This window comes from Bradyrhizobium semiaridum (assembly GCF_020329505.1).
In the GTDB taxonomy this organism is placed as follows: domain Bacteria; phylum Pseudomonadota; class Alphaproteobacteria; order Rhizobiales; family Xanthobacteraceae; genus Bradyrhizobium; species Bradyrhizobium semiaridum.
The window spans coordinates 17,449-37,001 of sequence record NZ_JAGKJJ010000013.1 but is presented as its reverse complement, the minus strand read 5'-3'; the positions used below and the strand labels follow the sequence as shown (position 1 = coordinate 37,001).

General features: G+C 65.7%; 17 protein-coding genes. 3 read left to right on the top strand and 14 right to left on the bottom strand.

Annotated elements, in window-relative coordinates; all coding sequences use genetic code 11:
• Positions 1-37: 37 nt before the first annotated feature.
• A complete protein-coding gene (locus J6500_RS16990) occupies positions 38-1,270 on the bottom strand; it encodes an acyl-CoA dehydrogenase family protein (RefSeq protein WP_225713849.1) in 1,233 nt (410 codons plus the stop codon).
• 296 nt (positions 1,271-1,566) lie between these two features.
• On the opposite strand from J6500_RS16990, the gene J6500_RS16985 reads away from it, so the two are divergent.
• Positions 1,567-2,259 (top strand): TetR/AcrR family transcriptional regulator, encoded by a 693-nt coding sequence (locus tag J6500_RS16985; RefSeq protein WP_225713848.1) that lies wholly within the window; start codon positions 1,567-1,569, stop codon positions 2,257-2,259.
• Positions 2,260-2,470: 211 nt separating this feature from the next.
• Here J6500_RS16985 and J6500_RS16980 read toward each other — a convergent pair whose 3' ends face one another.
• From J6500_RS16980 to nirB, 5 genes are all read right to left on the bottom strand, one after another.
• A complete protein-coding gene (locus J6500_RS16980) occupies positions 2,471-2,866 on the bottom strand; it encodes a RidA family protein (protein ID WP_225713847.1) in 396 nt (131 codons plus the stop codon).
• 165 nt (positions 2,867-3,031) lie between these two features.
• On the bottom strand, positions 3,032-4,258 hold the full coding sequence (locus J6500_RS16975; RefSeq protein ID WP_225713846.1) for a CaiB/BaiF CoA transferase family protein: 1,227 nt from the start codon (positions 4,256-4,258) through the stop codon (positions 3,032-3,034).
• Positions 4,259-4,466: 208 nt separating this feature from the next.
• Entirely contained in the window at positions 4,467-7,133 is a 2,667-nt protein-coding gene (locus J6500_RS16970) for a nitrate reductase (RefSeq protein WP_225713845.1), read from the bottom strand.
• A 10-nt stretch (positions 7,134-7,143) separates the two neighbouring features.
• A complete protein-coding gene (gene nirD / locus J6500_RS16965) occupies positions 7,144-7,473 on the bottom strand; it encodes a nitrite reductase small subunit NirD (RefSeq protein ID WP_225713844.1) in 330 nt (109 codons plus the stop codon).
• Positions 7,470-9,929, bottom strand: a complete 2,460-nt coding sequence (gene nirB, locus J6500_RS16960; protein ID WP_225713843.1) for a nitrite reductase large subunit NirB — start codon at positions 9,927-9,929, stop codon at positions 7,470-7,472. Before nirB ends, nirD begins: the two co-directional genes overlap by 4 nt.
• Before the next feature lie 627 nt (positions 9,930-10,556).
• Here nirB and J6500_RS16955 point away from each other — a divergent pair.
• Together J6500_RS16955 and J6500_RS16950 are read left to right on the top strand one after the other, a co-directional pair.
• Complete coding sequence (locus J6500_RS16955) at positions 10,557-11,816, top strand: MFS transporter (protein ID WP_225713842.1); 1,260 nt, start codon at positions 10,557-10,559, stop codon at positions 11,814-11,816.
• 59 nt (positions 11,817-11,875) lie between these two features.
• A complete protein-coding gene (locus J6500_RS16950; RefSeq protein WP_225713841.1) occupies positions 11,876-13,591 on the top strand; it encodes a bifunctional protein-serine/threonine kinase/phosphatase in 1,716 nt (571 codons plus the stop codon).
• A gap of 244 nt (positions 13,592-13,835) precedes the next feature.
• Here J6500_RS16950 and J6500_RS16945 read toward each other — a convergent pair whose 3' ends face one another.
• The 8 genes from J6500_RS16945 to J6500_RS16910 all read right to left on the bottom strand — a co-directional run bounded on the left by J6500_RS16945 (position 13,836) and on the right by J6500_RS16910 (position 19,503).
• On the bottom strand, positions 13,836-14,393 hold the full coding sequence (locus tag J6500_RS16945) for a hypothetical protein (RefSeq protein ID WP_225713840.1): 558 nt from the start codon (positions 14,391-14,393) through the stop codon (positions 13,836-13,838).
• Between the two features lie 65 nt (positions 14,394-14,458).
• Positions 14,459-14,959 (bottom strand): c-type cytochrome, encoded by a 501-nt coding sequence (locus tag J6500_RS16940; RefSeq protein WP_376707821.1) that lies wholly within the window; start codon positions 14,957-14,959, stop codon positions 14,459-14,461.
• Between the two features lie 115 nt (positions 14,960-15,074).
• The gene (locus tag J6500_RS16935) at positions 15,075-16,847 is read right to left on the bottom strand and encodes a PQQ-dependent dehydrogenase, methanol/ethanol family (RefSeq protein ID WP_376707818.1); all 1,773 of its coding nucleotides are present in this window, start codon (positions 16,845-16,847) and stop codon (positions 15,075-15,077) included.
• Between the two features lie 114 nt (positions 16,848-16,961).
• Positions 16,962-17,645, bottom strand: coding sequence for a copper chaperone PCu(A)C (locus tag J6500_RS16930; protein ID WP_225713838.1), 684 nt, complete (start codon positions 17,643-17,645; stop codon positions 16,962-16,964).
• Positions 17,646-17,812: 167 nt separating this feature from the next.
• Positions 17,813-17,995 carry a hypothetical protein gene (locus J6500_RS16925; protein ID WP_225713837.1) on the bottom strand — a complete coding sequence of 61 codons (183 nt, stop codon included), beginning with the start codon at positions 17,993-17,995 and terminating at the stop codon, positions 17,813-17,815.
• An 88-nt stretch (positions 17,996-18,083) separates the two neighbouring features.
• Positions 18,084-18,539 (bottom strand): cupin domain-containing protein, encoded by a 456-nt coding sequence (locus tag J6500_RS16920; protein WP_225713836.1) that lies wholly within the window; start codon positions 18,537-18,539, stop codon positions 18,084-18,086.
• Positions 18,521-19,042 carry a GNAT family N-acetyltransferase gene (locus tag J6500_RS16915; protein ID WP_225713835.1) on the bottom strand — a complete coding sequence of 174 codons (522 nt, stop codon included), beginning with the start codon at positions 19,040-19,042 and terminating at the stop codon, positions 18,521-18,523. The genes J6500_RS16920 and J6500_RS16915 overlap by 19 nt, the downstream gene beginning before the upstream one ends.
• Positions 19,039-19,503: a DUF6314 family protein gene (locus tag J6500_RS16910; protein ID WP_225713834.1), complete on the bottom strand. Its 465-nt coding sequence runs from the start codon at positions 19,501-19,503 to the stop codon at positions 19,039-19,041. The genes J6500_RS16915 and J6500_RS16910 overlap by 4 nt, the downstream gene beginning before the upstream one ends.
• Positions 19,504-19,553: the final 50 nt, after the last annotated feature.

The following is a 19,553-nucleotide window of genomic DNA, read 5'->3' as shown; positions in this document are numbered from 1 at the left end:
CCGCGGAGAAGCCAGTTCAACCAAACATCGTCTCGCGTTAGTGCGACGTGTTTGCATACTTCCGAAGTTCAAGTCTGGCAATGGCGCGGTTGTGCACCTCGTCCGGACCGTCGGCGAGACGCAGCGTGCGGATGTGGGCATAGGCGCGCGCCAGCCCGGCATCGTCGGAGACGCCGCCGCCACCAAAGGCCTGGATCGCCTGGTCGATGATCTTCAGCGCCATGTTTGGAGCTGCGACCTTGATCATCGCGATCTCGGCCTGCGCGGTCTTGTTGCCGACCTTGTCCATCATGTCGGCGGCCTTCAGGCACAGCAGGCGGTTCATCTCGATATCGGTGCGGGCCTCGCCGATGCGCTGCTCCCACACCGAATGTTCGATGATCTTCTTGCCGAACGCGGTGCGCGAGGCGAGCCGCTTCACCATCTTCTCCAGCGCCTCCTCGGCCTGGCCGATGGTGCGCATGCAGTGGTGGATGCGGCCCGGACCGAGCCGGCCCTGCGCGATCTCGAAGCCGCGGCCCTCGCCGAGCAGGATATTCTCCTTCGGCACGCGGACATTCTCGAGCAGCACCTGGGCGTGGCCGTGCGGCGCATCGTCGAAGCCGAACACCGGCAGCATCTTCTCGACCTTGATGCCGGGCGTATCGAGCGGCACCAGGATCTGCGACTGCTGCTGATGCTTGGCGGCGTTGAAATCGGTCTTGCCCATCAGGATCGCGATCTTGCAGCGGGGATCGCCGACGCCGGACGACCACCATTTGCGGCCGTTGATCACGTAGTGATCGCCGTCCTTCTCGATCCTCGTCTCGATGTTGGTGGCGTCTGAGGACGCGACCGCCGGCTCGGTCATCAGGAACGCAGAGCGGATCTCGCCGTCCATCAGCGGCCGCAGCCATTTGCGCTTCTGCTCCTTGGTGCCGTAGCGGATGAACACCTCCATGTTGCCGGTATCGGGCGCCGAGCAGTTGAACACTTCGGAGGCCCAGGAGATGCGCCCCATCTCTTCCGACAGCAGCGCGTATTCGAGATTGGTCAATCCCGCGCCGTGGAATTCGTCGTCCTCATGCGAGGACGGCGGCATGAACATGTTCCAGAGGCCTTCGGCCTTTGCCTTCTTCTTCAGTTCCTCGAGGATCGGGATCACCTTCCAGCGCGGGCCCTCGGCATCCTGCTTCTCATAAATCGGCACGGCGGGGCGGACATGCGTGGTCATGAAGGCCTGGACGCGCTCGAGCCATTCCTTCTGCTTCGGCGACATCGTGAAATCCATGGGACGCTCCTCTTTTTTCCTAGACTTTGGGCCGCACTGTCCACCTCGCGCCCGCGGCCTGCAAGGACTTCGCGGGATCGGCGGCGGTGGTGTGCCAGAATGCCGCCCGCTTCGATGCGGATTGACATTTCCGGCTCTTCAAACGATAGTTTCATACATACGTTTGAAAAGCAACTGCCGTTCGCCTCGGATCGTTCCGAGGCGACGCGCCGGCGCCGAACCCGGAATCCAGAGGTCGGCGCGAGATTGCCGGTTCGATGCGGCGCATCGCTCCGGATGACAGGAGGTTTGAAGCCATGGCGAGCGATCAGACCCGATCCGCCATCCTCGCAGCCGCCGAACGGCTCTATGCCGACCGCGGCTTCGGCGATGTCACGCTGCGCGACATCGTCGCGGAGGCCAACGTCAACCTCGCCGCGGTGAACTATCACTTCGGCTCCAAGGACGAACTGATCGCGGAGCTGTTCGTCACCCGCAGCATCCAGACCAACCGCGAGCGCCTCAACGAATTGAAGGCGGCGGAGGAGCGCGGCGGCGGCCGCGCCGCGATCGAGGACATCATGCGCGCCCTCGTCGGCCCCACCCTGCGCGGCTGCCTCGGCCCCGACCGCGAAGGCTCCACCGCCGCGCGCTTCATGATCCGCGCCTCGATCGAATCGGTGCCGCCGATCCGCCGCATCAAGAACCGCGAGGTCGATCACCTGCGCAAATTCGCCGCCGCGATGCGCCGCGCGATGCCCGGCCGCAGCGACACCGAGCTGTATTGGGGCCTGCACTTTGCGCTGGCGATGGCGCACCACACCATCCGCGAGAAGGAGCGGCTGCTGCGACTCTCCGAAGGCAAGTGCGATCTCGACGATGTCGCAGGGATCATCGACCGCGTCGTCACGGTCACCGTGATGGCGCTGACGATGGGCGAGATGGCAGCCAGCAAGCCGCCCGCGCGGCCGACGCTGGTGCACGGACGGCTGACGCGGCAGGATTTGTGAAACAGGCGCGAAGAGCAGCTCCGACGGTGCTGCGCCCCCTCGCCCGCCTTGCGGGGAGAGGGTTGGGGTGAGGGGCTCTCTGCTCGTAGACGGCGACAGATGCGTACGCGGAGACCCCCCTCACCCGGATCGCATCTGGCGATGCGATCCGACCTCCCCCCGCACGCGGGGCGAGGTGAAGCAGAGCCGATCGGTCGAAGTCACCCTGCCCTCACACCATCGCGATGCAGTCGATCTCGACGTCGAACGGCCCGGTCCATTCCGGGATGCAGACGAAGATGCGCGCCGGTGGGTCGTTCGGGAAGTATCGCGCGTAGACCGCGTTGAACGCCGCGAAGTGTTTTGCCGAAGTGCAGAACACGTTGCACTTCATCACGTTGTCGAGCGAGGCGCCGGTGGTCGCGAGGCAGAGTTTCAGTTGCTCCATCACCAGTTCGCTCTGCCGCTCGATCGGCGCACCGGCGGCAATCTCGCCGGTCGAGGGGTCGAACGGCGGCAGGCCTGACACGAACACCATGTTGCCGGCGCAGGTGACGACCGACGCCGGTGCCTTCCAGCGCTCCAGCCAGGTCGAGATCGGTTCGACGCGGACGACTTCTCGTTTCATGATTGACACCTTGCAGAGGGATCGATCGCGCCAGAATAGCGCGATCGCGTCAATCATGTTTCGATACAGACCGAAGTGTTGCGGCGCGGAGCCCGCCACTCTCAGACCGTCATCTTCAGAGGATGACGGGGAAAGGCCGCGGCACGCGGCGCCGTGCCGAGAGGCCTATACGATCCCTGCGGCCTTCAACTGCTCGACCTTCGCCTCGTCGTAGCCGATCGACGCCAGCACGTCCTTGGTGTCGGCGCCGAGCAGCGGCGGGGCGCGGTAGTCGGTGATGGGGGTGCCGGAGAAGGTCAGCGCGTTGCGGATCAGCGACAAATCGGGTTCGAAGGGATGGTCGACCTTGATGCGCATGCCGCGCGACTGGACGTGCGGATCGGAGAACACCTGCTCGAAATTGTTGATCGGGCCCGACGGCACGCCGGCCTCCTCGAGCTTCTCCAGCCAGTAGGCGACCGGCTGCTTCAGGAACAGGCCGGCGAAGATCGCCATGATCTCCTTGCCGTGCACGACGCGGTCGTTGTTCTTGATGAAGCGCTTGTCGTTGGCGAGCTCGGGTTCGCCGAGCACGGCGCAGGTGCGCTGGAACTGGCCGTCATTGCCGACCACCAGCATCAATTCGCCGTCGGTACAGCGGAACACGCCGGCCGGCATGCCGCCATTGCCCCAGGTGCCGCGGCGCGGCGGCATCTTGCCGTTGACGAGGTAGATCTGCAGCCAATGCGACAGCGAGGCGATCACGGTGTCGAACAGGCAGACATCGATGTGCTGCCCCTCCCCGTTGTTGGCATCGCGATGGTAGAGCGCTGAGAGGATGCCGATCGAGGTGTTCATGCCGGTCATGTAGTCGACGATCGAGGGGCCGACCTTCATCGGGCCTTCGCCCGGCTCGCCGTCGATATGGCCGGTGACGCTCATCAGCCCGCCCATCGCCTGCAGGATCGCGTCATAGCCGGCGCGCGGCGCATAGGGGCCGGTCTGGCCGAAGCCGGTGACCGAGCAATAGATGATGCCCGGGTTGAGCTGCTTGATGCTCTCATAGTCGAGGCCGTAGCGCTTGAGGTCGCCGACCTTGTAGTTCTCCATCATCACGTCGGCGGTCTTCGCCAACTCGCGGATGATCGCCTGCCCCTCGGGCTTGGCGATGTTGACGGTGACCGACTTCTTGTTGCGGTTGGCGCAGAGATAGAACGAGTTGTTGTTGTTCGCCTTGCCCTCGGGATCGGTGAGATAGGGCGGGCCGAAGGCGCGGGCGTCGTCGCCGCTGCCGGGGCGCTCGATCTTGATCACCTCGGCGCCGAGATCTCCCAGCATCTGGGCCGACAGCGGGCCCGCGAGCACCCGCGTCAGGTCGAGAATCTTGATGCCCGAGAGTGGCAGAGCCGACATGAAAGCTTCCTCCGATATGATGATTATCCGGCGCGGGACCGTCTCCGCCCGCTGCACGGCTTGCGGATACACCATTTTGGTGCCGCGAGCCCTGCACTGACGGCATGACACCATCCGCCTGCGGCCTATGTGCGGCGCGGTCGTGCATCCGCCGGAACCGGCTTACGGAGCTGGGACGATTGCCGCCGCGCGAAATTGCCGGCGGCCGCTAGGACGCGACCGCGTGCCGCGGCTGGACGCGGGCGCCGACCAGCTTGCTGAGCTCCGGCCGGCAGCCGCCGCAATTGGTGCCGGCCTTCAGGCGGCGGCCGATCGCCTCGACGCTGTCCGCGCCCTTGGCGATCTCGGCGGTGATCTGGTGCCGTCCGACATTGAAGCAGGAACAGACGATCGGGCCGCTGTCCTCGCCTGCCCCGAACGGCCGCCCCGCCAGCAGCGACATCCGCGCATTCGCCGATAGCTGCTGTTCCGCGAACAGCCCGGTCAGCCACGCCCGCGACGGCAGCGCGTGATCGGGCGCGATGAACACGCAGCCGACCAGCCGGCCGTCGCGCACCGCGGCATAACGGAAGCGGCCCGCGCCGGGATCGCGATAGGCGATCCACTCGATCTCGACAGCTTCGAGGCCGAGCTGCGCGCGCGCCCAGTCGCGCCAGCTCTCCGGGCGGGCGTCGAGCGCAAGCTCCAGCCGCCAGCAGTCACCGGCCTTGCCGTGCACCCAGTAGCCGGCGTCGGGACGCCGGATCGGCTTGCGGCTCAGGATGAAGGCGTGCCATTTCGGCGCATAGGGATCGGCCTTCACCGGCGTGTGCTTCGACTCCGGCTGGCCCGACAGCGGGTCGGTGGCCGGATTGACCAGCGCGTTGACGCGCCCCTCGCCGGCGAACTCCTCGTTCCAGTGCATCGGCACGAACACGCAGCCGCGGCGCTGGTCGGACGAGACCACGACGCGCGCGATCATCTCGCCCCACGGGCTGGTCAGCCGCGCCAGTCCGTCGTTTTGCAAGCCGGCCAGCCGCGCATCCTCGGGATGGAATTCGGCATAGGGCTCGAACACATGCGACAGCAGCCGGCCGGTCTTCCCGGTCCGCGTCATGGTGTGCCACTGGTCCCGGATACGGCCGGTGTTGAGCACCAGCGGATGCTCGCGGCTGGTCGCATTCCGCGGCGCACGCGGTGCGATCGGAATGAAGCGCGCCTTGCGATCGGGCGTAAAGAATTTCTGACTGCCGAACATCCGCGCCGTGCCCGCCGGATCGCCTGACGTCACCGGCCATTGCACCGGCGCCAGCGCCTCATAGGCGGCATCGTCGAGCCTCGACAGCCCCGAGATGTCGAAATCGCGCGCGCCGTTGTTCTCGAAGCCCGACAGCTCGGCGTGCTCGCGGAACACCTCGGCGACCGAGCGATAGTCGAAACCCGGATAGCCCATGCGGCTTGCGACGTCGCAGATGATGCGCCAGTCGGCGCGCGCTTCGCCCGGCGCGTCGAGGAACCGGCGCTGCCGCGAAATCCGGCGCTCCGAATTGGTGACGGTGCCGTCCTTCTCGCCCCACGCCAGCGCCGGCAACAGCACGTCGGCATGGCGCGTGGTGTCGGTGTCGCGCACGCAGTCGGACACGACGACGAGCTCGCACTTGTCGAGCGCGGCACGGGCCCGGTCGGCGTCCGGCAGGCTCACCACCGGATTGGTCGACATGATCCAGACCGCCTTAATGCGGCCGTCGGCGATGGCGTCGAACATGTCGACCGCCTTCAATCCGCCCTTCTCCGCGATCACGGGCGCACGCCAGAACCGCTGCACCAATTCGCGATGCGCGGGGTTCTCGAGCTCCATATGAGCGGCGAGCTGATTGGCCAGCCCGCCAACCTCGCGGCCGCCCATCGCATTGGGCTGGCCGGTCAGCGAGAACGGCCCCATGCCGGGACGCCCGATCCGCCCCGTCAGGAGATGGCAATTGATGATCGCGTTGACCTTGTCGACGCCGCTGCTCGACTGGTTGATGCCTTGCGAATACAGCGTGACGACGCGCTCGGTCCGCGCGAACCAGTCGAAGAACAGGCCTACCGCGCCTTCGCTGACGCCGCAGGTCGCCGCGGTCTGCGCCACGCTCTGGCCGGCGACCTGCTTGAGCGCCTCCACGACCCCGGTGGTGCAATTGCCGACAAAGTTGCGATCGACCGCGTTGCTGCCGGCAAGGAACGCGAACAGCCCGTTGAACAGCACCGCGTCGCTGCCGGAGCGCAGCGGCAGATGCAGATCGGCGCCCTCGCAGGTCGCCGTGCGGCGCGGATCGATCACCACGATCTTGCAGGCCGGGTTCTTCTCCTTTGCCGCGAGCATGCGCTGGTGCAGGATCGGATGGCACCAGGCGGCGTTGGAGCCGACCAGCACCAAGAGATCCGCCTGCTCGAGGTCCTCATAGCAGCCCGGCACGGTGTCGCTGCCGAAGGCGCGCTTGTGGCCGGCGACGCTGGAGGCCATGCAGAGCCGCGAATTGGTATCGATATTGGCTGTGCCGACAAAACCCTTGGCGAGCTTGTTGATGACGTAATAGTCCTCGGTCAGCAACTGGCCGGAGACATAGAACGCCACCGCGTCGGGTCCGTGCTCACGGATCACCCGGCTGAAGCCATCAGCGACATGGGCGAGTGCGTCGTCCCACGTCGCCGCCCGGCCGTCGACGACCGGTTCGAGCAGCCGCCCGTCGAGATCGATCGTCTCCGCCAGCGCCGAGCCCTTGCTGCAGAGCCGGCCGAAATTGGCCGGATGCTGCCGGTCACCCTCGACGCGGACGGCGCCGGCGGCGTCCCTCCTGGCGATCACGCCACAGCCGACGCCGCAATAGGGACACGTGGTCTTGACCGCCGCCATTGCGCGCCACTCAGCTCACTGCCGCGGCCTGCCGTAGCGCCAGCCACACGGTGCCATTCTCGACCTTGGCCGGATGGGTGTGCGTGCAGCCCTCGTCGGGCGCGACCGCCTGCCCGCTCGCCAGCTCGATGACGAAATTATGCAGCGGACAGGTCACGCGCTTGTTGTGCACGATGCCCTGCGATAGCGGCCCGCCCTTGTGCGGGCAGCGGTCGTCGAGCGCGAACACCTCATCGCTTTCGGTGCGGAACACCGCGATGTTGCCGCCGGGCGTGCGCACCACGCGCGAGCCGAGCCGCGGAATCTCGTCCAGCGCGCCGATTTCGATCCACTGGGTCATGCGAGCTCCAATTCGGCAAGCGGGGCGAATTCGTTGCGGTCGACGCCGCGGCTGGCGCGTTCGGCCCACGGATCGCTCTGCGAGAATTGCTGCGAATAGGCGAAGCGCTCGAACAGCGCCTTGCGGTTCTTGACGTCGTCGACGACGCGCTTCCTGATCTGCTCGAGGCCGACGCGGTCGCACCATTTGTACATGCGCTCGAGGTACCAGCCCTCCTCGCGGTACAGCTGGGTCAGCGCCACGATCACCTCGAGCGCCTCGTCCTCGCTCTCGACCTTGGTCAGGAACTCGGTGCCCTTGATGTGCAGGCCGGCGGCGCCGGCGAAATGGATCTCGTAGCCGGAATCGACGCAGACCACACCGACGTCCTTGCAGGTCGCCTCCGCGCAGTTGCGCGGACAGCCCGACACCGCGAGCTTGACCTTGGCCGGCGTCCACGAGCCCCACATGAACTTCTCGAGCTTGATGCCGAGGCCGGTCGAATCCTGGGTGCCGAAGCGGCACCATTCCGAGCCGACGCAGGTCTTCACCGTGCGCAGGCCCTTGGCATAGGCGTGCCCCGACACCATGCCGGCGTCGTTGAGGTCGGCCCACACCGCCGGCAGATCCTCCTTCTTGACCCCGAGCAGGTCGACGCGCTGGCCGCCGGTGACCTTCACGGTTGGAATGTTGAACTTCTCGGCGACGTCGGCGATGGCGCGCAGCTCGCGCGGCGTGGTGACGCCGCCCCACATCCGCGGCACCACCGAATAGGTGCCGTCCTTCTGGATGTTGGCGTGGACGCGCTCGTTGATGAACCGGGACTGCTGGTCGTCGCGATATTCGCCGGGCCAGGTCGCGAGCAGGTAATAGTTCAGCGCCGGGCGGCAGGAATGGCAGCCGTTCAACGTCTTCCATTCCATGAAGCGCATGACGGCCGGAATGGTCTTGAGCTGCTGTTCGACGATGACGCGGCGGACGTCGTCGTGGCTGTGGTCGGTGCATTTGCACAGCGGCTTGACCTTCGGCGCCGCCGAATAATCGCCGCCGAGCGTGAACGCCAGCACCTGCTCGACGAGGCCGGTGCAGGAGCCGCAGGACGACGATGCCTTGGTATGGGCGCGGACGTCGTCGAGCGTGAACAGCTTCTTCTCGCTGATCGCCTTGACGATCGCGCCCTTGCAGACGCCGTTGCAGCCGCAGATCTCGGTCTCGTCGCTCATCGCGGCGACCGAGTTCTGGCCGCTGACGCCGCCGTCGCCGAGATTGGCGGCGCCGAACACCAGCCGCTCGCGCATATGCGACACGTCGGTGCCGTCGCGCAGATGCTGGAAGTACCAGGGGCCATCGATGGTGTCGCCGTAGAGCACGGCGCCGACGATCTTCTTGTCCTTCAGGATGATGCGCTTGTAGACGCCGCGATTGGCGTCCTGCAGCACGATCTCCTCCTTGTCCGGCCCGGGCGCGAAGTCGCCGGCTGAGAACAGGTCGATGCCGGTGACCTTCAGCTTGGTCGAGGTGACCGAGCCGTCATAGGTGGCAAAGCCCTTCATCGCGAGGTGGTTGGCGCAGACCTTGGCCTGCTCGAACAGCGGCGCGACCAGCCCGTAGACCTGGCGGCGGTGCTGCACGCATTCGCCGACCGCATAGATGCGGCCATCATAGGTCTGCATGGTGTCCGAGACGACGATGCCGCGCTCGCAATGCAGTCCCGCCTTCTTGGCGAGCTCGAAATTCGGCCGGATGCCGACCGCCATTACGACGAGATCGGCCGCGAGCTCGGTGCCGTCGCCGAAGCGGACGCCGGTGACGCGGTCCTCGCCGAGAATCGCCTGGGTCTGCGCCGGCATCTTGAACACCATGCCGCGCTCTTCCAGCGACTTGCGCAAGAGGCCGCCGGCCACCGGATCGAGCTGGCGCTCCATCAGCGTGTCGAGCAGATGCACGACGGTGACGTTCATGCCGCGCTTCATCAGGCCGTTGGCGGCTTCGAGGCCGAGCAGACCACCGCCGATCACGACGGCGTTGCGATAGTCGGTCGAGGCCTTGATCATGCGATCGACATCATGGATGTCGCGGAAGCCGATCACGCCCGGCAAGTCCTTGCCCGGCAGCGGCAGCATGATCGGGTTGGAGCCGGTCGCGATCAGCAGGCGGTCGTAGGGAACGCGATCGCCGGCCTCCGTCACCACCTCGCAGGTGCGGCGATCGATCATCGTGATCGTCTCGCCCTTCCGCAGCGTGATGTTGTTGTCCTCGTACCACTCGACGGTGTTGAGCATGATGTCGTCGACGGTCTTCTCGCCGGCGAGCACCGGCGACAGCAGGATGCGGTTGTAATTGCCGTAGGGTTCGGAACCGAACACCGTGATGTCGTAGAGATCGGGCGCGCGTTCGAGCAGCGCCTCCACCGTGCGGATGCCGGCCATTCCGTTGCCGATCACCACCAGCTTTTGCTTGATCACCTTGTCGAGCATGGTCTGCCTCTCAATTCCGACGGCGCTGCCCAGCGACGCGCATGCGTCGTTGATCGACACCGATAAAGGTTGGATTTGTAGGAAGCCCAGCCGCGGGCGCAGACCGTCCTCAATGACGGTCGATGTTCCGCTGCCTGTTATTCAAAACGCATGCCAAACCACGACGAAGAAATTTACTCGAAAAACCAATGCGTTACTGACCGCCCCGGAACCGGTCGGATAGCGAAACACGCGAACGGCTGGCCGATTTTTTAGCCACGCCGCTGATCTCTTGTGCAGCACAGCATCAGCTCGCGGATGGCAATCGTGAGTTCAAGGTTGACGCCTCATCGCGCGCGCAAAGTGCGTCGCTCAAAAAAGCACCAGCATGCGCGTTTGCGCGGCGGAGCTTGCTGCAGCCACGGCAATCGCGCGCCGCGCATGTCGTTCAGCATCCGGCGGCAACGCCTTGCGACTGCATGGCAAAGCGCCGCGATCGATTCGATGGCACGGGAATTGCTGAAGTCTCGGATTGATCGAGTGCGTCTCAACGGCGAGTGCACTCCCCTTTCACCCACATTGTTATCTGCGTCTGAGACGGTCGCGTGAGTGCGGCTGCCTCCGCCGCATCAACGCGAGACGCCCGCGATGAAGCTAGCCGAGTTCAAGAAGGCAGGTCACTGGCCGACCCTGCTCGCCGCGTTCCTGTACTTCGACATCAGTTTCATGGCGTGGGTCGCACTCGGGCCCCTGATCGTCTACATCGCACGCGACATGAATCTCGCCGTGAACGAGAAGTTCACGCTGGTCGCGATACCCGTGCTGGCCGGCGCGCTGCTGCGCGTGCCGATGGGCCTGCTTGCCGACATCATCGGCGCCAAGCGCACCGGCATCATTGCTCAGCTCGTCGTGATCGCGGCGACCGCCACGGTCTGGCATTTCGGACTGCCCAGCAAGCTTTCGATCGAGCTGTTCGGGCTAGCGCTCGGCGTCGGCGGCGCCTCGTTCGCGGTGGCGCTGCCGCAGGCGAGCCGCTGGTATCCGCCGCAATATCAGGGCCTCGTGATGGGGATCGCCGGCGCCGGCAATATGGGCGTCGTGCTCGACACGCTGCTGGCGCCCTCGATCGCCGAGCATTGGGGCTGGCAGGCCGTGTTCGGCTGTTTGTTGATCCCGATGCTCATGGTGCTTGCCTATTACATCGTCGCGGCCAAGGACGCGCCGGGAAAGCGCAAGCCGGTGTCGCTGAAGGCCTATGGCACGTTGCTAAAGGATTCCGACAGCCGCTGGTTCATGTTCTTCTACTTCATCACCTTCGGCGGCTTCGTCGGCCTCGCCAATGCGCTGCCGCTGTATTTCACGGTGCAGTACCACGTCTCCGGCGTGGCGGCAGGTCTCCTGGTGGCGCTGATCGTCGCGTTCGGCTCCGGCTTCCGCCCGGTCGGCGGCCTGATCGCCGACCGCATCGGCGGCATCCGCTCGCTGTCGATCCTGTTCGGCATCGTGGTCGCCGCCTATGTCGTCATCGCCTTCATGCCGGAGGGTCCGGCCGCACCGGCGCCGGCCGGCTGGTCGCTGACCGAGATGCCGCGCATCGCCTGGATCTCGGTGCTCTTGTTCTCGATCGGCGTGCTGGCGCTCGGCATGGGCAACGGCGCGGTGTTCCAGCTGATCCCGCTACGCTTCCGCCACGAGATCGGGCTGATGACCGGCCTCGTCGGCTGCGCCGGCGGCATCGGCGGCTTCTTCCTCGCCCAGACGCTGGGCTTCGCCAAGGGCATGACCGGCGGCTTCGGCGCCGGCTTCCTGTTCTTCGGCGTGCTGGCGTTGCTTGGCTTCATCGGACTTGCCATGGTCAAGATCCGCTGGCGCACCACCTGGGGCGCGGTGTCGGGAGCGCGCGTCTAACGGACCCGCGCCCTGCGAGATGACGGGGCCCGGACGTGGCGAACGGTGCGCAACGCGACATGCAGCGAAGCTTGCAGAAGGACTGGCAGCGCGACCTCGGCGTCCGCGTCGGTTTCGCCAGCGAGACCGGCAAGCGCGCCGCCAATGAGGACTATGTCGCGGCCTGCCTCGGCCGGCCGGGCCTGGTGCATCGCGACGTCGTGGCCGCAGTTGCCGACGGCGTCGGCGGCCACAAGGGCGGACGCGAGGCCGCCGAGGTCGCCGTCCGCAGCTTCATCGACGCCTATTACTCGCTGCCCGAGACGCTCGGCGTCCGCCGCCGCGCCGCGCGGGCGCTCGAGGCCGTCAACGGCTGGATCTACAGCCAGGGCCGGGTCGACGCCGCGCGCAGCGGCATGGCGTGCGCCTTCTCCTCGGTCATCCTGTCGCGGCGGCAATGCCATGTGATCCATATCGGCGACACCCGCGCCTACCGCCTCAGTGACGGACGGCTGGAACGGCTGACGCAGGACCACATCGCCGGCCGCGGCGACCTCGCCCATCTGCTCAATCGCGCGATCGGCTTCGAGGAGTTCGCCCGCTTCGACTACGCCAGCGTCGGGCTGCGGCAGCATGACCGACTGCTGATCTGCAGCGACGGCGTTCATGGCACGCTCGGCGATCATAGTCTCAAGCAATTGCTGGAGCAGCGCACGCCGCCTGACGATGCCGCGCGCAGCATCGTCGAGGCCGCGCTCTCAGCGGGCAGCCACGACAACAGCACCGCGCTGGTGCTCGATGTCGTCGACCTGCCGCCGGCGGATCGCGACGAGCTCACCCATGCGATCGCGACGCTGCCGATCCTCGATCTGCCCAACACTGGCGAGATAGTCGATGATTTCGGCCTCGGCGATGTGCTGTCCGACGGACGCTACAGCCGCCTGTTCAGGGCGGTCGACAAGCGCGTCGGCCGCGAGGTGGTGTTGAAGTTTCCGCATCCGCGGGTCGCCAGCGAAGGCTCCTATCGCCTCGCCTTCGTCCGCGAGGCGTGGGTCGCCGCGCGGGTGCGCAGCCTGTGGATCGGCGAGATCATCGAGGTGCCCGCGGAGCGGCAGACCAGGCTCTATTCGGCGATGCCGCTCTATGAGGGCGAGACGCTGGAGCAGCGGCTGACCCGCGCGCCGCGGCTGTCGCTCGGCGAAGGCATCGCGATCGCGACCAAGCTGGTGCGCGCGGTGACGGCGCTGCACCGCGCCGGCATCATCCATCGCGACATCAAGCCCGACAACGTGATCCTGCTCAAGGACGGCGGCCTGCGGCTCGTCGATCTCGGCGTCGCGCGCGTTCCGCTGCTGGAGGATTTTCCCGCCGAGGATATTCCGGGCACGGCGAGCTACATGGCGCCCGAACTGTTCGGCGGCAAGGCCGGCGATGAAGCCTCCGACCTGTTCGCGCTCGGCGTCACCGTGTACCGCATGTTCACCAAGAACTATCCGTTCGGCGAGATCGAGCCGTTCTCGCGGCCGCGCTTCGGCAAGCCGGCGCCGCTGTCGCGCTACCGGCCGGACCTGCCGGCCTGGCTCGATGCCGTGATCGGCAAGGCGCTCAGCGTCGAGCCGGAGCAGCGCTACGGCGATGCCATCGAGTTCGCGCACGAACTGGAGAACGGCGCGAGCTGGGCCGGCCCCGCCGTCATCGCGCGCAAATCGCTGCACGACCGCGATCCCGTGATGTTCTGGAAGGTGCTGTGCGCCATCCTGGCGCTGATCATCGTGGTTCTTCTGGCGCGGCATTAGCTTGCGCTCCCTCTCCCCGTTCTTACGGGGAGAGGGTTGGGGTGAGAGGCCGCCTCCGCATCGACAGCGATAGTGGAGTCCGTGGAGACTCCCCCTCACCCGGAACGCATCTGACGATGCGTTCCGACCTCTCCCCGCACGCGGGGCGAGGTGAGGCCGAGTTCGCCTTCCGATTTCAGAGCAAACTCATACTGCGCAGTACCACTACGTCTCGTGCGACGCGCGGGACGAACGCCGTCGTCGCTTAAGATCCAACGCGGCGGATCGTGATCCGGGTCTCGTCGGTGAACTCCTTGATGTCCTTGTTCAGCTCGCGGTAGAGGCGCCGCTCGATCTCGATCGCGCGGCCGTCGGTCGTCTTGGTGCAGCGCTCGTCGACGAAGACGCCGCCGACCTCCTGCTTGTCGCCGCTCGGCTGCGCTTGCGTACAGTTCCAGCCGTCCTCGCCGTAGCGCGACTTGGCCTGCTGGCCGAGCAGGAAGGCTTTCTTCTTCAGATAGAGCCGCGCCTTCGGATCGGTCTCGATCGTCAGCGCCGCAATCCTGGCATCCTTGTCGATCATGACGGTCAACACCGCGGGATGGCCCGCCACCATGGTGCCTTCCCGCGCGGTCGCGCGATCGTAGTCGAAGCGGATGCCGGTCAGCTTGTCCGGCCCGGCCGGACAGGTCGGCCACTGCGCCCACTCGGCCAGCCGGTGCGTCTTGTCGCCGGCGCAGGTCAGGTTGATGTAGCCCGCATCGGGAACGTCAGTGATCGCCATGCCGACATTGATGTCGCGGAGGTCTGCCGCGGTCGCCATCGCCGGCACCGCCGCTACCAATGAGACGGCGAAGACGAAGCCTCGGATTGCTGATCGTTGCTGGGTCATGGTTTGGCCTTGTCGGCTGGATCTGACGGCGCGGCCGCGTGACCGGCCTCCTTGTAGATGTTGCAGACCCGCGAGCCGTCGCCGAAAAACGCAGTGCACTCGGCGTAGGTCGGCTCGCCTTTGCCCTTGACATGGGCCAGCACGTAATCCGCTACCGCCTCGATCTCGTTCGGCCGCAGGAACACGTTGGCTTCGGGCGGCATCTGATCGCCGGCCTCCTGCCGGGTCATGCCGTGGCATTTCGTGGTGTCGTAGGAACCGCGGACGAAGAACGGCATGCCGGTGCCGGGCCGACCGCATGTCACGGTCTCGATGATCTGCTCGCGCGTCAGCTCGGTCTTGCGCAGCGACAGCGCGTCGCCGCCGTAGCCGCCGCCGCCATTGCCGTGCCATTTGTGGCAGCCGACGCAGTTGCCGCGCTTGAACACTGCCTTGCCGGCATCGGTCGGATCGCTCGCCGCCGCGGACTGCGCCTGCGCGGCGCCCATGAATCCCATCACCAGCGCGCAGCCGAGCCACGCGCCAATCAGCCATCTTTGCTTCATTTGTCTTGTTTCTCTTGGCCAAACCAACGCGGGAGGCCGGACGAGCCAGCCTCCCGCGCTTGCGACATCAAAGGGCGAACACGTAGAGCATCGATCCCGGCTGCATCCGCTTCAGCTCGGGCGTGGCATCGATGAACCACTTGTCCCAGGCTCCGCCGAGGCCGACCAGGATCGCGACATACTGCTTGCCGTCGACCGAGAAGGTCATCGGCGGTGCGTTGACGCCGCCGCCGGTGTTGAACTCCCACAGCTTGGCCAGTGACTTCGCGTCATAGGCGATGACCTCGCCGGAGGGCTGTCCGGAGAACACCAGATCGGGCGTCGCCAGGATGCCGCCGAGGTTCGGGAAGTCGGTCTCGGCCTTGCCCGCCACCTTGCCGGTGGTGACGTCGATCGCGGTGACGCTGCCGGTGATCTTGAACGGCTGGCTCGGTCCGCCGCCGGTCCAGAACTCACGCGGTTTGAGCTTGGCGGGATCCGATTCCTCGAGCGTGATCCGGTTGCAGCTCTCGATCACGGGGATGTACCAGAGCTTGAGGTCCGGATTGTACGCGGTCGGCGGCCAGTTCTTGCCGCCCATGTTGCCCGGGCAGATGTCCGTCACCTTGTTGGTGCGGCTCGGCGTCACCGATGCGTTGTAGCGCTGCACGCTTTGCTTCGGATCATACTCCACCGGCTTGCCGGATTCGGGATCGAGACCCTTGGTCCAGGTCACCTTCTTCACGAACGGCAGGCCCCAGATGAACTTGCCGTTGGTGCGGTCGATCGCATAGGCAAAGCCGTTGCGGTCGGCCTCGAGCGCGAGCTTCAGCGTCGTGTTGTTCGGGCCGGGGACGTCGACCAGGACGTTCTCCGCCACGCTGTCATAGTCATAAGGGTCGTTCGGCGTGTGCTGGTAGTGCCACTTGATCTTGCCGGTGTCGGCATCGAGCGCAAGCGAGGAGTCAGTGTAGAGGTTGTCGCCGGGCCGGTATTCATTATCCCAGTCCGGACCGGGATTGCCGACGCCCCAGACGATCGTGTTGGTCGCGGGATCGTAGCTGCCGGTGACCCAGGTCGAGCCGCCGCCGCTGGCCTTGGCGTTCTTGTCGTCCTTCCAGGTTTCGTGGCCGGGCTCGTCCTTGCCCGGGATGGTGTGGGTGCGCCAGACTTCCTTCTGGTTCTTCAGGTCGGTCGCCGCGATCCAGCCGCGAATGCCGTATTCGGCGCCGGCAACACCCGTGATCGCCATGTCCTTGACGATCAGCGGCGCGCCGGTGATCACCTCGCCCTTATCGGGGTCGGCGACCTGGCGCTGCCAGGCGACCTGCCCGGTCTCCTTGTTGGTTGCGATCAGGCGGCCATCCAGCGTGTGCGAGACCACCAGGTTGCCCCACAGCGCAACGCCGCGATTGTCGACGCCGCAGCAGGCGACCGCGCCGGCCCAGTCGTGATCGGTCTTGGGATCCATCTTCCAGACCAGCACGCCCTTCCCGCCGTGAGCATCGATCTTGTAGACCGAGCCCCAGCCGTCGGTGACGTACATGAAGCCGTTCTCGACGATCGGCGTGCCTTCGAGACCGCCATGCGACCAGATTCCGCCGCCCTCGACGCCGCCCAGATGCATGGTCCAGGCGACCTTCAGGTTCTTCACCGTGTCCTTGTTGATGTCCTTCAGGCTGGAGAAACGGGTTGCGGAATAGTTCTTGTGATGGTGCAGCCAGTTACCCGCTTCCTTGTCTGCATTGAGCAGACGGTCCTGGCTGATGTCCTCGGCGAAGGCGAATGAGCCCCCGATGGTGCCGGCCGCGGCTACCAACGCGGCGAGCATGTGGGTCTTGGACCAATGAAACCTTGGCATGTCTTGTTTCCTCCGGATCGAGCATCTTCTTTGAGCCGAATTGCCCGTCACATACGGGCGTTCGATTGAGAGCCTTGTAATCCCCGGCGGATCGCGATCCGCCGCATTCCATGGTCACTTCTGGACCTGCACCTCCGTCTCGATTGTGCCTGCCTTCTGAAACACGATCGCGCATTTGAACGTCTCGCCCGCCGCCAGCGGCTGACGCATCTGCAGCAGCATGACGTGATACCCGTCGCGCTTCAATGTGAACGTACCCTTGGCGGGAATCGGAATGTTCGGAATTGAACGCATGGCTGGTGCGCCTTCGCCGCGATCTACGATGTGACGCTCGGAGAAGTTCGCGACCGGACAGCGGACACGCAGCAGCGCATCGGCACTCTCGGCCTCGTTCCTGATCGTCATCGTCAACGGAAGGTCCCCACCTTCTTTGTCGGCCGGCGGCACGCGCGCGTCCGTGATCTGCAAAGCCTCGTTCGCGGCGGCGCCGTGCATCACTCCGAACGCGCTGATCAGGCAGAATAATGGCAGCGCGGTCCATGTTCGGCATGCAAGAACGCAATGCAACCCCCGCTTTAACGACATCAGGCTTTCTCCCTTTGTGATTTTCTGATCCGGACCACGACCCAGGCGAGCCCCGGCCAGACTTTCGTTTTCATTGCAATGACGCGGAATTTCGCTTCGCGCAACCGCCATGCTGGCTTTTCGTGCATGAGCGATCTCGATACATTGCCGCTTGTGCAGCGCGAAGCTGCGCACGGCGCGCTCCGCGACGTGCTTGGTGTTGCACAAATCCATGCCGTTACGCCGGTCGCGGGTGGCTCCACCGCTGCGCGTCTGTACCGGATCGATGCAGCGTTCAGCACCAGCCGGAAAAGTGCGAAGGGGTTTCCCTCGCGACAACCGCGAAGCGTTTGCGCGGAGATCATGCACAAACGATCAGCTAAGGCGCGATAAATCGCGCTTTAGCGCGGAATTGGATGCAGCCGCGCCAACTGGTCGAGCGGCAGCTCGGCTTCGGCCTCGTTGAGGGGAAAGCGGACGATCACGTCCTGCCGTCCGAGCTGTCCCCACAGCCCGTCCGACGACCACTTCTGCGGCTCGGGCCCGCGCGGGCCATCGATCCAAACGAAATACCACTCGGTCATGCGACGCGTCCGCGACAACACATCCGGCAAATCTGGTGCTTCGCCGGCCCATCCGCAACGCCTGATTCAGCCGCGGGGCGTCCGGCTTCTATTCGTACGGCCTGCCGTCCTTGTGCAGGAAGCGGCCGTCGGAGCTCGGGCTCATCATGTCGATATCGGAGCAGGTGATGATGTCGTCGCGCGAGCGCGAGCCGACCTCGAGATAGATCGCGGTCATCTGCGAGCGGTTGATCAGATGATGGCCGTTGCCGGAGTTTTTCGGAAACGCCGCGCAGTCGCCGGCGCGCAGCACGCTCTCGCCGCCGTCCTCGACCAGCACCACTTCGCCCGCGAGCACATAGACGAACTCGTCCTCGTGCGAATGCCAGTGCCGCTGGCTCGACCAGTTGCCCGGCGGCAGCCGCATCAGATTGACGCCGAAATCGCCCAGTCCGCCGGCGTCGCCGAGACGCTGCCGGACGCGCTCGGCACATTGCGCGGCGAACTCGGCCGGATAGCCGCTACCCCTGCGCTCCGGCACTTTTGTCAGGTCGATCTTGGGCATGGTAAATCCTTCGCCATCAGGATCTCGTCGAAATAACGGCCGTCGATCTTCAGCGCATGCCGCTCCACGCCGTATTCGACGAAGCCCAGGCTCATATACAGCCGATAGGCCGGCTCGTTGCCCGCGGTCACGCCGAGCTGAACCAGCTCGACCGATTGCGCGGCGAGATCGAGCGCGGCCTCGACCAGCCGGTGGCCGACGCCGGCGCGCCGCGCCGTCGGCCGGACATACATGCTGACCAGCGCGCCCTTGTGCTGCTGCTTCGGGCCATGGCCCTGCACAAATCCGACGATCCCGACGAGCTGGCCTTGGCGAAATGCGCCGATGATCACCACGCCGCCTTCGAGCCGCTGCGCGAACCATTCGACCGGATGGACGCTCTCGGTCTCGAACGCGCTGGCAAACGCCTCGGGGCTCGTGCGCAGCGCCTCGAGACGGATCTCGCGGTAGAGCGCGGCGTCGGCAGGCGTCAGGCGCCGGATCTCGATCGGGGGTGACGTCATGCGACCGATCCAGAGCGGGAGTAGACCGTCGTCATCGTGTAATCCTTGCGCGGCCCGGACACCACGTGGCGGATCGTGAATTGTCCGTCCGGCCGGAAGCTGTAGGTCGACCGGTAGGTGTCGAGATTGCACAGATGGCTGGCGTCGCCTGTCAGCTCAACTGCGCCGTGCAGTGCGATCCGATGGAACAGCCGCGGCGGCGCCTCCTTGAAGAAGACGTCGAAACCTCCAGCGCATGTCCGGAAGATGTACTCGCGCTGTGCTTGCAACTCGGTTCCGTTCGGCAGCCTCAGCGTGCCCTGCTCGCAATAGGCCAGGCTCGCATCGTCCAGCGGCGTGAAGGTCGCGCGTCCCTGCATCGTGGCTTGACCTTCGATGACGCGGTCGAACGACCAGGATCCGGCCAGTCGCGTCGCGACCAGCGACGCATCACCCCAATGATCGGCGGCGTTTCGGTTCATAGGTCCGGTCCCAGACAACCTATTCGCAGGCAGGAAAGGCATCTGCCGTT

What these genes read in the sequence shown, in the direction of transcription:
- J6500_RS16990 (WP_225713849.1), bottom strand. Translation starts at nt 1,270, where the DNA reads ATGGATTTCACGATGTCGCCGAAGCAGAAGGAATGGCTCGAGCGCGTC.
- J6500_RS16985 (WP_225713848.1), top strand. Translation starts at nt 1,567, where the DNA reads ATGGCGAGCGATCAGACCCGATCCGCCATCCTCGCAGCCGCCGAACGG.
- J6500_RS16980 (WP_225713847.1), bottom strand. Translation starts at nt 2,866, where the DNA reads ATGAAACGAGAAGTCGTCCGCGTCGAACCGATCTCGACCTGGCTGGAG.
- J6500_RS16975 (WP_225713846.1), bottom strand. Translation starts at nt 4,258, where the DNA reads ATGTCGGCTCTGCCACTCTCGGGCATCAAGATTCTCGACCTGACGCGG.
- J6500_RS16970 (WP_225713845.1), bottom strand. Translation starts at nt 7,133, where the DNA reads ATGGCGGCGGTCAAGACCACGTGTCCCTATTGCGGCGTCGGCTGTGGC.
- nirD (WP_225713844.1), bottom strand. Translation starts at nt 7,473, where the DNA reads ATGACCCAGTGGATCGAAATCGGCGCGCTGGACGAGATTCCGCGGCTC.
- nirB (WP_225713843.1), bottom strand. Translation starts at nt 9,929, where the DNA reads ATGCTCGACAAGGTGATCAAGCAAAAGCTGGTGGTGATCGGCAACGGA.
- J6500_RS16955 (WP_225713842.1), top strand. Translation starts at nt 10,557, where the DNA reads ATGAAGCTAGCCGAGTTCAAGAAGGCAGGTCACTGGCCGACCCTGCTC.
- J6500_RS16950 (WP_225713841.1), top strand. Translation starts at nt 11,876, where the DNA reads ATGCAGCGAAGCTTGCAGAAGGACTGGCAGCGCGACCTCGGCGTCCGC.
- J6500_RS16945 (WP_225713840.1), bottom strand. Translation starts at nt 14,393, where the DNA reads ATGGCGACCGCGGCAGACCTCCGCGACATCAATGTCGGCATGGCGATC.
- J6500_RS16940 (WP_376707821.1), bottom strand. Translation starts at nt 14,959, where the DNA reads ATGGGATTCATGGGCGCCGCGCAGGCGCAGTCCGCGGCGGCGAGCGAT.
- J6500_RS16935 (WP_376707818.1), bottom strand. Translation starts at nt 16,847, where the DNA reads ATGCCAAGGTTTCATTGGTCCAAGACCCACATGCTCGCCGCGTTGGTA.
- J6500_RS16930 (WP_225713838.1), bottom strand. Translation starts at nt 17,645, where the DNA reads ATGGATTTGTGCAACACCAAGCACGTCGCGGAGCGCGCCGTGCGCAGC.
- J6500_RS16925 (WP_225713837.1), bottom strand. Translation starts at nt 17,995, where the DNA reads ATGACCGAGTGGTATTTCGTTTGGATCGATGGCCCGCGCGGGCCCGAG.
- J6500_RS16920 (WP_225713836.1), bottom strand. Translation starts at nt 18,539, where the DNA reads ATGCCCAAGATCGACCTGACAAAAGTGCCGGAGCGCAGGGGTAGCGGC.
- J6500_RS16915 (WP_225713835.1), bottom strand. Translation starts at nt 19,042, where the DNA reads ATGACGTCACCCCCGATCGAGATCCGGCGCCTGACGCCTGCCGACGCC.
- J6500_RS16910 (WP_225713834.1), bottom strand. Translation starts at nt 19,503, where the DNA reads ATGAACCGAAACGCCGCCGATCATTGGGGTGATGCGTCGCTGGTCGCG.